14 protein-coding genes are annotated in these 13,749 nt (G+C 44.8%); 9 read left to right on the top strand and 5 right to left on the bottom strand.

Going from position 1 to position 13,749, the window contains the following annotated elements; genetic code table 11:
• Nucleotides 1–14: 14 nt before the first annotated feature.
• Nucleotides 15–1,064, top strand: coding sequence for a Gfo/Idh/MocA family protein (locus tag FHS86_RS13315; RefSeq protein WP_429414472.1), 1,050 nt, complete (start codon nucleotides 15–17; stop codon nucleotides 1,062–1,064).
• On the opposite strand, the gene FHS86_RS13310 is transcribed toward FHS86_RS13315, so the two are convergent.
• The 3 genes from FHS86_RS13310 to FHS86_RS13300 all read right to left on the bottom strand — a co-directional run bounded on the left by FHS86_RS13310 (nucleotide 1,065) and on the right by FHS86_RS13300 (nucleotide 4,610).
• The gene (locus tag FHS86_RS13310; RefSeq protein WP_429414469.1) at nucleotides 1,065–2,414 is read right to left on the bottom strand and encodes an MATE family efflux transporter; all 1,350 of its coding nucleotides are present in this window, start codon (nucleotides 2,412–2,414) and stop codon (nucleotides 1,065–1,067) included.
• 159 nt (nucleotides 2,415–2,573) lie between these two features.
• On the bottom strand, nucleotides 2,574–4,247 hold the full coding sequence (locus FHS86_RS13305; protein WP_429414466.1) for a hypothetical protein: 1,674 nt from the start codon (nucleotides 4,245–4,247) through the stop codon (nucleotides 2,574–2,576).
• Between the two features lie 3 nt (nucleotides 4,248–4,250).
• Nucleotides 4,251–4,610: a hypothetical protein gene (locus FHS86_RS13300; RefSeq protein WP_429414463.1), complete on the bottom strand. Its 360-nt coding sequence runs from the start codon at nucleotides 4,608–4,610 to the stop codon at nucleotides 4,251–4,253.
• A 336-nt stretch (nucleotides 4,611–4,946) separates the two neighbouring features.
• Here FHS86_RS13300 and FHS86_RS13295 point away from each other — a divergent pair, with 336 nt between their 5' ends.
• From FHS86_RS13295 to FHS86_RS13265, 7 genes are all read left to right on the top strand, one after another.
• Entirely contained in the window at nucleotides 4,947–5,306 is a 360-nt protein-coding gene (locus tag FHS86_RS13295; RefSeq protein ID WP_429414460.1) for a hypothetical protein, read from the top strand.
• A 336-nt stretch (nucleotides 5,307–5,642) separates the two neighbouring features.
• Nucleotides 5,643–6,089 (top strand): hypothetical protein, encoded by a 447-nt coding sequence (locus FHS86_RS13290; RefSeq protein ID WP_429414458.1) that lies wholly within the window; start codon nucleotides 5,643–5,645, stop codon nucleotides 6,087–6,089.
• 349 nt (nucleotides 6,090–6,438) lie between these two features.
• Nucleotides 6,439–6,885 (top strand): hypothetical protein, encoded by a 447-nt coding sequence (locus tag FHS86_RS13285; RefSeq protein ID WP_429414456.1) that lies wholly within the window; start codon nucleotides 6,439–6,441, stop codon nucleotides 6,883–6,885.
• 174 nt (nucleotides 6,886–7,059) lie between these two features.
• Nucleotides 7,060–8,052, top strand: coding sequence for a Gfo/Idh/MocA family protein (locus FHS86_RS13280; protein ID WP_429414453.1), 993 nt, complete (start codon nucleotides 7,060–7,062; stop codon nucleotides 8,050–8,052).
• A 3-nt stretch (nucleotides 8,053–8,055) separates the two neighbouring features.
• Nucleotides 8,056–8,826 (top strand): XRE family transcriptional regulator, encoded by a 771-nt coding sequence (locus FHS86_RS13275; RefSeq protein ID WP_429414451.1) that lies wholly within the window; start codon nucleotides 8,056–8,058, stop codon nucleotides 8,824–8,826.
• Between the two features lie 47 nt (nucleotides 8,827–8,873).
• A complete protein-coding gene (locus tag FHS86_RS13270; protein ID WP_429414448.1) occupies nucleotides 8,874–10,073 on the top strand; it encodes a glycoside hydrolase family 88 protein in 1,200 nt (399 codons plus the stop codon).
• Between the two features lie 7 nt (nucleotides 10,074–10,080).
• Complete coding sequence (locus FHS86_RS13265; protein ID WP_429414445.1) at nucleotides 10,081–11,409, top strand: BNR repeat-containing protein; 1,329 nt, start codon at nucleotides 10,081–10,083, stop codon at nucleotides 11,407–11,409.
• Here FHS86_RS13265 and FHS86_RS13260 read toward each other — a convergent pair.
• Nucleotides 11,406–11,588, bottom strand: coding sequence for a hypothetical protein (locus tag FHS86_RS13260; protein WP_429414443.1), 183 nt, complete (start codon nucleotides 11,586–11,588; stop codon nucleotides 11,406–11,408). The two genes, FHS86_RS13265 and FHS86_RS13260, sit on opposite strands and share 4 nt — an antisense overlap.
• A gap of 193 nt (nucleotides 11,589–11,781) precedes the next feature.
• On the opposite strand from FHS86_RS13260, the gene FHS86_RS13255 reads away from it, so the two are divergent.
• Entirely contained in the window at nucleotides 11,782–13,101 is a 1,320-nt protein-coding gene (locus FHS86_RS13255) for a BNR-4 repeat-containing protein (protein WP_429414441.1), read from the top strand.
• An 87-nt stretch (nucleotides 13,102–13,188) separates the two neighbouring features.
• Here the strand turns inward: FHS86_RS13255 and FHS86_RS13250 are convergent, their stop codons facing one another.
• Entirely contained in the window at nucleotides 13,189–13,704 is a 516-nt protein-coding gene (locus FHS86_RS13250) for an RNA polymerase sigma factor (protein WP_429414438.1), read from the bottom strand.
• Nucleotides 13,705–13,749 lie beyond the last annotated feature (45 nt).

The following is a 13,749-nucleotide window of genomic DNA, read 5'->3' as shown; positions in this document are numbered from 1 at the left end:
GTAAAAGAAGAATCATGATTAATTTTGGAATAATCGGAGCGGGCATGATTGCCGAAAAACACATTGCCGGTTTACAGAAAACAGGAAAAGTGAATGTCAGCTGGGTGGCGCGCAAAAATGAAGCAGGACTGAAAGCCATTCAGGAAAAGTATGGCATACCCAACGGGACGGTCAATTACCAGGAAGTACTCGACGACAAGGCAGTTGAAGCAGTAGTGCTATGCACTCCTCCGGCCATGCATTACGAAATGTTTAAGGCTGCCGTTAAGGCCGGAAAGCATGTGCTGCTCGAAAAACCGGCAGCCATTCATGCACACGAACTCGACGACATGATTGAGCTTTCGTTGTCGCATCCCGAACTGCTAATCAGTGACTGTTCGGCCAGACATGCCCGTTTACAGCCTAAATTTCCAAAAGTAAAAGAGCTAATTAATTCGGGCGCTTTAGGCGACATTTATTTCATCCATCACAATGCAGTGGCCCGCCAGTCGCGGCCGGGAATCGAATACCACCCTTCGGCCAAGTGGTTCCTCAATCGAAGCATTGCTGGTGGCGGTGTGCTCTTCGACTGGGGTGTTTACGACCTGTCGTTTCACCTGGGTTTACTCAACGATGAACCCGAAGTGACCTCTTCTAAATTGTTGTTCATGAAAAACGGGCTCGATAAAAAAGATCCTGAAACCGATGTATTTGATGTTGAAGAGCATTTTGCTGCCCAGCTCGAATTAAGCAATGGCGTAAAGTATTACTGGGAACGGGCCACCAATGCCAACATGGAAGCCAAAAACGAAACACGTATTTATGGTACCCGCGGAGGAATTAAACTATCGTTCTGCAGCTGGGAATCGGCCGATATCGAATTTTTCGATGTCAGCGAAAATGGTACCGGCAAGGCGCAAAGCACTGTATTTACCATCGACATGGAAGGGCACGACGATAACGATGCCCTTTCGCAACACTTTGTCGATGCATTGAGTGGAAATGAATCGCTGCAAATGTCGCTCGAACTGGCACGCAAGCATCTCCGGATTATTCAGGAGTTGTACCGTCAGGCCGGCCGTTAATTAACTGAGCGGCTGATTTTCAACTTCTCTGATTTTTTTTCTGATGCGAAGTGCCAGTAAGATGGCTGTTGTTGCGAGTCCGGCCACAAAACCCAGCCAAATGCCTGTTGGTCCCATATTGAAAGTGAAAGCACTGAGATAACTCACCGGAATACCAATAATAATGTACGAAAAGGTAGCAATGTACATGGGAGCTTTCACATCGGCAAAACCGCGAAGAATGCCCAACGAGATAACCTGTAGTCCGTCGAAGAGCTGAAAAATGGCAGCCATTACCAACAACACCGCCGCTTGGGTAATTACTGCCGGGTCGGGTGTGAAAAGACGGGGCAGTTGAAAGCGCAGGGCCATGAAGGCAATTCCACAAAGCAGCATGTAGGCCAGTACCAGGTGTACTGCCGAAAGGGCTACTTTTTCCATACTTTTGAAATCTTTTCTACCCAACTGATGGCTAACGCGAATGGTGCTGGCCATGGCTACACCGTTGGCAATCATAAAGGTAAACGATGCCAGCCCCATGGCCACTTGGTGTGCTGCCAGCGGAACATCGCCCATCCATCCCATCATAATGGCGCCAATGGCAAAAATCGACACTTCAACCATCATTTGTCCGGCAATGGGTAAGCCAATCACAATTAATTCACGCACCTCTTTCAATGAAGTCTTCACCGAAGGCAGTAGTTTGAAGAAGTGATTGATGTCTTTACTGAATTTAAATCCGAAGAAAATAAGCAGGGGCATCGAAATACGGCTGATAAGCGTTGCATAGCCTGCTCCAAGCAAACCCATTTCGGGAAAGCCAAATTTTCCGAATATCAGCACATAATTCAACACAATGTTTAAAATGTTTGAAGTGATGGTGGCGATCATGGCCAGCATGGTGTTCCCAAGCCCTTCGCCGATTTGTTTAAAGAGCATGAAGAAGAGAAAGGGAATAAGTGAAAGGGTCAGTACACGGTAATAGGGTACAGCCATTTGCCATACTTCGTCGGGCTGGTTGAGCAAGGGCATCAGATAGGTTGCCAGCCATGAAAGCAGTGCCAATACCGATACTACCAGCATCGAAAGTACCATGGCATTTTTCATAATACCGGCTACCCTGGTGTCGTTTTTGCTCCCCGAGGCATGACCAATCAGCGGGGTAATTCCGATAAAAATGCCAATACCGAAAATCATTACCATAATGAAAATGCTGTTGGCAAACGATGCTGCCGCCAATTCTGTTGTTCCAACACGGCCCACCATGGCATTGTCGACCAAATGAACAATCATTTGCCCGGCCTGGGTAAGTACCAGTGGGAATGCCAGTTTTAACAGGCGTTGGTAATAAACTATGTAGGGTTTGATCATCGTAAACAACACATTTTGCAGCCAATAAAGCCATTAAAAAAGGGAGCCAAAGATAGATTAATTTGGCCTTATATGCATATGAAACGAGTCATGAATTCAGAAATAGTGATATTCAATGAAAATATTTCCTATTTATTTGAACATTAGTAATTAAAGTATTCACAACCGATGTGAAGTTGAGTGTAGTGTGTTTAGTGCGGCTGTATGCTGTGTTTGTAACAACGAACGAAGTATCTCATCGCGGTATATACTTCCGATTCTGATAATTAATAAGGGCCAGTTAAGGGTGGCTGCCGACATTATGATGGCAATAATCTTGCCTGAAAGTCGCATGGCAAGCCTCAAACCGCGTACTTTAAGAAAACACTTCGCTTGGTGTTCCTCAATGATTTCCTGTTTTAGGCTACCCTGAATGCTGACCACGGCATCGCCGTCGAAATCGAAATGGGTATTGATAAGTGCCCTGTCAGAACTGGTACTGATGTTACGATGAAAAAGAAAACTGAGCCCTTGTTTAAATAACAGGTAGCCTTCGCGAATTTCCTTATACAAGAGCTTGGTCAGGTTCATTGCCTTGTTTTTAAGGTCGTTCAATTTGTCGATATTTTGCCTGGCCAATCTTCTTAAGAAATGCCCAAAATTACGAAGCATGGACCGGATCATGTTTTTGGCACCCATATAAACACGCCTTACCGGTCCATTCTTTTTTTTCATGTTCTCGTTCATGCTTTGATTAATGGCTTTCCACGAGGCATTCATGTTCAGGGTAACTTGTTCTTTCTCCGATGGGCTAAATTTACTGGTTAGCGAATAATACTGATCAAACAATTGCAGATAATTGTTTTTGTCATTTACCGGGCGCTCCATCTGGTCGAGCAGGTAATGAATATTGACCACCCAGTAATTGTCACCAATATAGCCAATGAGCTCCTGGCTTCTGAATGAGGTATTGCCATTTTCAACTTCCGATTGTACGATGTTTAATAAACTTTCGAAGGTCAGGTCACCCAGATCGTTGTCGATGCTCCCCAGATAATAGCCGGCGATCCATTGGTTTAATTGAAGTAGCCGGATCATGAACTGATTTAATTCACTTAAACATTGGTCCTTAATATACAGGTAGTCGACCTTGTTGCCCCTTACTTTCCTTTTGTAGTTTCTGTAGCCTTCTGCATTGAGATTGGCAGCCAGTTGCTGGTTAAATGCAGGAAGCGAATTGATTGAGTAGTGCATGGCATTGATTACTTTCGACTCGTGCTGAAAATAAACGAGCTGTCCCTTGAAATCTTTGCATTGCTTAATATGCCATACAAAGTCGTTGAAATCGCCAAGGAGGTAAAGCAGGCGTTTGTCATCGAGTTCACAAAACCAGCTTTTTAAGCTGGTCCAGGCAGCATGGCCCGCATTAGAAAACGGGAGTTGTACCGGCAGGGAATAAAGGCCCAGTAAATTCATCCGGTAATGAAAAACCCGCGAATGTATGCCGGTGAACCCGCTTTCGGGCAGTTTTTTCAGAATAAAGTCACCGTCAAGTCCGGTTAATTGCTGCAGAAGACTTAGTTCTTTTGCAGCAGCATCGTGTGCCGATCCGCCTGGATAGGCAGGGGAGCGTATCAGGTCCTTTGCTTCCAGTAATCCGGCCCTGAGTGCTTCCGTTCTGAATTGCTGAAGACCCAGTGTCAGCTCCTGCTGATCTGCAATTTTTCCTTCTTCATCAGAAATGGAAATATAAGCAAGGTCGGCCAGCATTTGAGCTGTTTCGACAAAGCGGCCATGATTATATACTCCCAGTTCCGTGTCAAGAAGCTGATCGGTATCGAAGGGAATTGTCATTACTTAGTCCAGTAGCGCTCCGATAAAATCGAGAAAAGCCTGCCGGGCTTCAACCGAGGCATCAACCGCTTCCTGGTGCAACAGGTACGACAAATCGGTTTCCTTCAGGTCGGTTTTGAAATACTGTACCTTGTCCTGATCAAAATCGATGTGGGTGAAGGCTTCAATAACGAGTGTGCCTTCGGCACCATTCACAATGTCGAGCGGCTTCATTACCTTCATTGCTTTATTGTTGTCAGCAATGAGCAATTTTTTTACATCGCCGCTTAATGTGACAACGTCGAGTGTAGTGAGATCAACTGCTGCATTTTTCAGCTTGTCGACCATGCCTTCAAGGGCTTCCTTTAGTTTGTTGTTTGCCATAATGTGGTGATTTAGTTAAATGTGTTGTTGTATGCGGGTTATAGGGAGTTTCTAAGTCATTCTTCCAATTGTTCAGATAGTTAGCGAATGCTAAATTAGGAATTAATTCTTTATAAGTAATTATTAATATGAATTTATTTGTCGAAGGAGATGTTTTTTTATCTCGTCCTTCGAAAAATAATCACCTCATCAATTGAATATTTCAACAGATGAAAATCGGTCGTTCACCGATAATCTCAGGCCATACGCACTATTGTGCATTGCCCGGTACCTTGTTCGTGACCTATCTTTGAGCCATCAAATTGTTAAAACGGAAAACATTTAAAAATAAAAATCATGAAAACTCAAATCTTCACCTTCGCTCTTGCAATATTCTCTTTAGTAACTGTAAAAAGTTTTGCCAACAACCCGCTTGCCACTTCAAATATGAATTTGACTCTTCCGGCCGAAGTGTTATACACCGTTGAAAATGGAATCGAGAACGAAGAAAATCTGGAAATTGAAAACTGGATGACCAATGAAAATCTTTGGGAAGTTGAAGCAGCAGTTGATTTTTCAACAGAAGAAGTAAGCGATGAAGCCGAACTGGAAATCGAAGAATGGATGATAAATAATCAGTTATGGGAAAAGGCCGAAAAGGAAACGCCATTGAGCGTTGAGGCCTGGATGTACAATGACCATTACTGGCAATTTTAGGACACGACATAGCACATGAACACAAATACAACAACTGATGGTCATACATCAGGGTCCCGGCAGCGAAAGTTGACCGGGATTTCTTTTGCACTTTTCCTCATTTCCGTTTTATATCTCAGGCAACAGGCTAAATACATCGGTTTTAACCCTTGATCAAAGCGCGGTTTTTACCGGTAAAAGCGGAAGGATTACGGGGCCTTTTACAGACAGACAGATATCTGCCATTCGCCGACAATCTTAGGTCATACACACTATTATGCATTGCCCGGTACCTTGTTCGTGACGTATCTTTGAGTCATCAATTTATTCAAACAGAAAACATTAAAAAATAAAGTCATGAAAACTCAAATCTTTACTCTCGCATTTGCAATGTTCTTTTTAGTAACAGTAAAAAGTTTTGCCAGCAACCCGGTTGCTACTTCAAATATGAATATGGCTGTTCTGGCCGAAGTGCTATACACCTTCGAAAATGGAATCGATAATGAAGAAACTCTGGAAATTGAAAACTGGATGACCAATGAAAATCTTTGGGAAGTTGAAGCAGCAGTTGAATTTTCAGCAGAAGAAGTAAGCGATGAAGCCGAACTGGAAATCGAAGAATGGATGACCGACGAACAGTTGTGGGAAAAGGAAGGAAAAGAAGTAGAAGGAAAAGACCGGATGACCACTTTCACCGACGATGCCGGCAACGTGTACCTGATGATCGGTTTCTCGAAGGCTGAAAAAGAAGCTCCGTTACGTATCGAGCGCTGGATGGTTGATGATCGTTACTGGAGGTATTAATTGAAAAACCTGGCCCATTAAATCAAGCAAACGAGTTGGTGGACGATCACCAGCATCCCGGCAAGCGAAAGTTTGACCGGGATTTTTTATGCCTGTTCTTGTCCGTGTTCATTTTCTTATTTCCTTTTAGAGACAAAAGTAGAAATACATCGGTTTTAACCCTTGATCAAAGCGCGGTTTTTACCGGTAAAAGCGGAAAGATCTCGGGGCCTTTTACAGACAGACTGATATCTGCCATTCGCCGACAATCTTAGGTCATACACACTATTATGCATTGCCCGGTACCTTGTTCGTGACGTATCTTTGAGTCATCAATTTATTCAAACAGAAAACATTAAAAAATAAAGTCATGAAAACTCAAATCTTTACTCTCGCATTTGCAATGTTCTTTTTAGTAACTGTAAAAAGTTTTGCCATCAACCCGGTTGCCACTTCAAATATGAATATGGCTGTTCCTGCCGAAGTGCTATACACCTTCGAAAATGGAATCGATAATGAAGAAACTCTGGAAATTGAAAACTGGATGACCAATGAAAATCTTTGGGAAGTTGAAGCAGCAGTTCATTTTTCAGCAGAAGAAGTAAGCGATGAAGCCGAACTGGAAATCGAAGAATGGATGACCGACGAACAGTTGTGGGAAAAGGAAGGAAAAGAAGTAGAAGGAAAAGACCGGATGACCACTTTCACCGACGATGCCGGCAACGTGTACCTGATGATCAGTTTCTCGAAGGCTGAAAAAGAAGCTCCGTTACGTATCGAGCGCTGGATGGTTGATGATCGATACTGGAGGTATTAATTGAAAAACCTGGCCCATGAAATCAAGCAAACGAGTTGGTGGACGATCACCAGCATCCCGGCAAGCGAAAGTTTGACCGGGATTTTTTATGCCTGTATCGCTGCAAACAGGTGCTTGCTAAAATTTTGAGCAGAAAAGTTGCAACTCAGCAAAACGATGGTTAAGTTTGGACTTATGAACAAAAGCAGATGGGGAATATTAAGTACTGCCAAAATTGGTACGCAGAAGGTGATCCCCGCCATTCAGAAAGCTTACAACTGCGAAGTAACTGCCATTGCGTCGCGTGATGCAGACAAGGCACAGGAGCATGCTTCAACATTAGGCATCGAAAAGGCCTACGGCACCTACGAGGCGTTATTGGATGATCCCGATATCGACATCATCTACAATCCGTTGCCCAATCACCTGCATGTGGCTTATACCATTAAAGCCCTCGAAGCCGGTAAGCATGTGTTGTGCGAAAAGCCCATCGGGCTCAATACAGCTGAAGCTGAAGAACTGCTTGAGCGGGCAGCCGATTTTCCAAAACTAAAGGTGATGGAAGCTTTCATGTATCGCTTTCACCCGCACTGGATAAAAACCATCGAACTCATTAAGGAGGGAGCAGTGGGTGAAGTGAAAGCCATACAGTCGTTTTTCTCTTATAATAACCCCGATCCAAAAAATATCCGTAATCAGGCCGACATTGGCGGTGGTGCGCTGATGGACATCGGCTGTTACTGCATTTCATTTCCACGCTTTATTCTCGGGGCCGAGCCGCTTCGCGCAGTGGGACTAATTGATCGTGACCCAGAAATGAAAATCGACCGGATTACTTCGGCCATGCTCGATTTTGGCGAAGGAAGGGTTTCAACCTTTACCTGTTCAACCCAGCTGATGCCTTATCAGCGCATTCAGATTGTTGGTATCAATGGCCGCATTGAAATTGAAATCCCGGTAAATGCACCGCCCGATCGTTCGGTCAAGATTTACCTGAATACTCCGCAACGTTCAGAGCGCATGAGTTTTGAGGCCGTTGACCAGTATGCTTTACAGGCTGAAGCCTTTGCAGCCGCGGTGCTTAACGATACTCCGGTACCTACACCGCTGAGCGATGCGCTGAATAACATGAAAGTAATTGACGCTATTTTTAAGAGTGCCGAGCATAAGCAATGGGAAAATATGTAACAAATGATTTATCTGACTGAAAATATTCGCTATTTACGCAGGCAGCTGGGACTGACTCAAAAGGAAATGTCCGAAAAGCTGGGAATCAAGCGTTCACTGCTTGGTGCGTATGAAGAGGGCAGGGCCGTACCTCGTTTGCTGGTCATTCAACAATTGTCGATGCTCTTTAACCTTACAGCTGATGATTTGATTGGAAAAAACCTGAGTGAAGCTCAAGCGGATGAATTGCAAAAGCCTTTGCGCATTTTAACAACAGTGGTGAATGCGCAGAACGAGGAGCGCATTTCGATTGTTCCCGTAAAAGCTTCGGCAGGTTACCTTAACGGACTGGCCGATCCGGAATATGTAGCCGAACTACCGCATTTTGCACTTCCTGTGGCCGAACTCTCGCAGGGCAGTACTTACCGGGTATTTCAGATCAAGGGCGACAGCATGTTGCCGGTTCCGCCGGGAGCTTATGTGTTTTGCAGCTTTGTTGAATCCTTCTCAGGAATTCGCGATGGGAAACCCTACATCGTGATTACCGCCGATGAAGGGATTGTATACAAAAGGGTTTTCAATCAGCTCGATAACGATGGCACCCTTCTGCTCAAGTCAGATAACGAAGTGTACGATCCTTATTCAATTCGGGCCAACACCGTTCTGGAGCTATGGCAGGCCATTGGCTTCCTGAGTTTTGAACTGCCCGAACCTGAACCTTTGACCATCGACAAGCTCTCGTCGATGGTTTATAAAATGAAAGAAGATATTGAAAAGATGAAAAAAAAGGAATAATGATTTGAAATCGTTATTTTCGGCAAGAAATTGATATTAATTACATCATGAAAGGTTTCTTGCTGCTTTTTTCACTTAGCGTAATTGTCTTTTCTTGTACCCATCGAAAAGAACCATTAGATGCCCGGGTAGATATTGCACTGGATCTTGCACGTCAACAAAGTATGGCAATGGCTGAAAACCTGCACGATCAGCCGGGGCAACTGCCTAAAACCATTGCTCCCGACGGAACCCTCGAAACCTGCAGTTCTGACTGGTGGGTGAGCGGTTTTTTTCCCGGACAGCTATGGTATTTGTACGAATATTTTGGCGACGAACAATTGATGAATGAAGCCATTGCATACAGCAGCAGAGTAGCCGATCAACAATACACTACCGACAACCACGATGTTGGCTTTATGATCTTTTGCAGTTACGGTAATGCCTACCGGATTACCGGAAACGAAGAATATCTTCCCATTATCGAAAATGCAGCCCGCTCACTTTCAACCCGTTTTAGCCAAACTACAGGCGCCATTCGTTCATGGGATACCTCTCGGTGGAACCAACAATGGCAATATGCTGTAATCATCGATAACATGATGAATCTTGAGTTGCTGGAATGGTCGGCTAAAAAGTTTGACGAAACACTTTTTAGTTCAATTGCCCGCCAGCACGCCAATACCACCATGAAATACCATTTCAGGCCCGATGGAAGCTCGTACCATGTCGTTTCGTACGACACCATCAGTGGTAAGCCACATGCCTTGCATACCGCCCAGGGCTACAGTCATTCGTCGGCATGGGCGCGCGGACAGGCCTGGGGCTTGTATGGCTACACCATGATGTTTCGTGAAACAGGCGATTCAAGCTATCTGAAACAGGCCGAAGTCATTGCTGATTTCATTGTGAATCATCCCCGCCTGCCCGAAGACAAGATTCCTTACTGGGATTTTGATGCTCCCGATATTCCCGAAGCTTTACGCGATGCCTCAGCCGGCGCCATTATCTGTTCAGCCCTGCTGGAATTGTATCAGTATGTTGAAGCAGAAAAATCGGATACCTATTTCAAAGTGGCCCAACAACAATTGACTACACTTTGCTCGCCAGCTTACCTGGCAGCAGCAGGCGAAAATCATCATTTCATTTTAAAACACGGCGTAGGGCACAAGCCCCATGGCTCCGAGGTGGATGTTCCGTTAACTTATGCCGATTATTATTTTGTGGAAGCCCTGCTTCGTTATCAAAAAATTCGCAATAAAAAATAATGCTGACATGTTGTTGAAAAAATCAATCATACTGAGCAGTCTCCTGGCTGTTTTGTTCTCAGTAGCTTCGTGTGCCGATTCGCAGTTGACCATTAATAGCCAGCTATCGGAAATAGGGCCGGGATGGTCGAAAACCAGTGTAAATGCAACCATCTTCAGAAAGAATTCCATCGTTTCGGACCATGGTAAGCAGTTGGTTGCTTACTACGATTCAACCGGAAGGGTGGTATTGGCAAAACGCGAGCTGGACAGTAGCAATTGGACGCTGCATCCAACGCAGTACAAAGGCAATGTATACGACGCTCACAACATCATCAGCATCATGATTGACGGCGATGGTTATGTGCACATGAGCTGGGATCATCACAACAACCGGCTTAATTATTGCAAATCGCTGCAACCCTATGGCACCGAAATGGGTGAAAAGGAAGCCATGATCGGCACAGAAGAAAACGTAGTTTCGTATCCCGAATTTTATCGCTTTGCTAATGGCGACTTATTATTTGCTTACCGTGACGGAGGTTCGGGCAACGGCAACCTGGTGCTGAACCGTTATGACCTGGTAACGGGGCATTGGAAACGATTGCAGACGAACCTGATTGATGGAGAAGGCAAACGCAACGCTTACTGGCAGCTGCACATCGATGAAAGCGACCGGATCATGGTCAGCTGGGTGTGGCGCGAATCGCCCGATGTGGCTTCGAACCACGACATGTGTTATGCTGTTTCGAACGATGGCGGGTTTACCTGGATGAATTCGAAAGAACAGCAGTATGCGCTTCCAATTAAGCAAGCCAATGCCGAGGTGGTGTGGGAGATCCCCCAAAACAGTAACCTCATCAATCAAACTTCCATGTCGTCCGACGAGCAGGGCAATGCCTACATTGCTACTTATTACAAAGCCCCGGGTGAAAATTGCACCCAGTTTCACCTGATCTATCAAAACAAAGGAGAATGGTTGCATTCAACCGTGACGCAACGCACACAGGATTTTCCTTTGGGTGGCATGGGCTCGCGCAGCATTCCCATCAGTCGTCCGCAACTGGTGATTTCAAAGGGCGGAAAAAGTACTTACATTCACGTAATTTACCGTGATGAAGAACAAAACAATCGTGCCTGCATCTCAAGCGCCGAAACTGGCAGTATGGAGTGGTCGATGAAGGTACTTAGTCAGGAGTCACTGGGGCGCTGGGAACCATCGATCGATGGCCGTTTGTGGGAAGAAGCACAACAACTGCACCTCTATCACCAAAATGTTGGTCAGGGACAGGGCGAAACAGCTGTTCAGCTTCCGCCACAAACAGTAGCAGTGCTCGAAGTGAATATGAAACGCTAAGCGCCTACATATTTCAATAGTTCATACACCATAAATACGGGCCATACCAGCGCCTTCAGAAAACCGAGTACACCCAGCCAGAAACTGGTGGCTGCTCCAATGTAATAAATGGCTGCACCAATGAGTCCGAGACCATAGATTGCGCCTGACGGACCTTGTGCCTGTACATTTTTTTCCATAAAATTTATTTTAATGTTGGTTCCGAAAGATATTAATATCTTGTTAATAGTCAATGTGTTCTTTTAGTTTTTATTTTGGGTGAAGGTAAAATACTGCATGTTTTCTGCTACCATTTTTTCAATAAATGACAGAGAATACTTTCAAAGTGTGACATCTTTATGTTCTGAATTGAATCAATAAAAAACGTAAGCAATGAAGTTTCACAGGCTCAAAAGCAAATTCAAATTAACGCTGGCAATTTCAACCCTCGTTATTGCAGCTACAAGCAATGCATGCAAGCACACATCCGAACCGCTTGTGCTTAGCAACGATGGCACCTGGTGCTGGTTTTCCGACCCAAGAGCCATTGTGGCAGGCGATGAACTGGTGACCGGTTTTGTTACTGAAGACGGAAGTGTGAAAGCACTTCAATATGATTTGAAAAGCGGTAATTTTCAGCAAGCAATGCTGAATGAAAAACTGGAAGTGGATGACCATAACAATCCGGCTTTTGCCGAGCTGAGCGATGGAAGCTTACTGGCTTTCTATACCAGACACCACAACCGCGATTTATACATGAACCGCCTCTCAGCCGAAAGCGAAACAGCAGGCTGGAGTGAGGCAATTAGCATCAATCCCAATGGGGCTGTCGATCTTGAGCGTTTTGGTGACGACAAGTACACGTATGCCAACCCCTTTGTGCTAAAGAATGAAAACAATCGCATCTACATGTTTGGCCGCTGGATTGGCTTTAAGCCCAACATGACCTGGAGCGACGACGGCGGTAAAACCTGGGCCGATGGCCGCGTGGTGGTTTCACCGAAACCTTTTAGCTGGGGTCAACGTCCTTATGTGAAATATTACAGCGACGGACTGGGTAAAATCCACCTGGTTTTTACCGATGGGCACCCGCGCGATGAGCCTTTCAATTCGGTGTATTACGCCTGTTATTACGAGGGCGCTTTTCACCGGGCCGATGGAAGCATCATTGCCACCATGGAGCAGCTTCCCTTTGAGCCCAAAGAAGCAACGCTGATTTATGATGCACGCGAAACGGGGCACCGCGCCTGGGTGTATGATTTGTTTGCCGATGAGAAAGGTCAGCCTGCTGTTGCCTATGCCCGATATCCCACCGAAGAAGAACATCTGTACCACTATGCCTGGTTTGATGGTGAAAAATGGAACGACCGAGCAGTGATCAATTCGGGAAAATGGTTCCCCGAAACTCATGAAGGAAGACGCGAACGGGAGCCTCATTATTCGGGCGGACTCACCATCGATCCCAACAAGGCACATACCCTGTATGTATCGCGCGAAGTGAACGGGGTATTCGAAATCGAAAAGTTTAGCCTGAACAAAGGGGCCAGCGAATGGAACATTGAACCACTGACCCAAAACAGCAGCAACGATCAGATAAGACCTTATGCAGTGAAAAACTATGCAAAGGAAACCATTGTTTTGTGGAATTCGGTCGACCGCTACATTCACTACACTAATTTTCGTACCGCGGTAATAATGCAGCGGATCAAATAATTCTATTCAAAAAAAAACTTCCTGTTAGTTGAAACAGGAAGTTTTTTATAACAATAAAAGGACAACATTTATAGTGCTGCTTTTAGTTTATTCAAGTTTGAAGCGTTGCAGACGCAGTGGAACCTTCTTATCATCATCCGTTTCAAGCACTTCTTCACCCGTTTCGGCAAGCCGATCCATTTCTACGAAGCGACTTTGGTAACGGCTGTTGTCAGAGCATTTGTTGAGCGTTACGCGGTACAGCCAGCTTTTTGGATAACTGATCGCTTGACCCTGCTGCTGCTTTTGAAACAGCGCCACAAATACTTCCTGTACTGCATCGGCAGCTTCATCCCGATTGCCGCACATTTTAAATGCTACATTAAACAGCAGGCGATAGTGCTGATGGTATAGGTCGTTGAATGGGTCCAAAAAACTGGTTTTATTTCTTAGTCGTGTGAAAGTAGCTGTTTGTGACAAAAAACTGAAAAAAGATGTTAGACAATAGACTATAGATAAGACAAAAAGACAAAAGATAAAAGACAAAAGATAAAAGACAAAAGATGGAAGATGGATGTACTTCCCTAAATAGAGTTGACCTTTTTTGTTATTAATCTTATTCATTTCAGGTCATATTACTATCGGACAATTATGAGCCTGAGGTTCTTT

This window comes from Roseimarinus sediminis, assembly GCF_050433125.1.
In the GTDB taxonomy this organism is placed as follows: Bacteria; Bacteroidota; Bacteroidia; order Bacteroidales; family Prolixibacteraceae; genus Roseimarinus; species Roseimarinus sediminis.
Note: the sequence above shows the minus strand (reverse complement) of the source record. Positions and strands in the feature narration are given on the sequence as shown.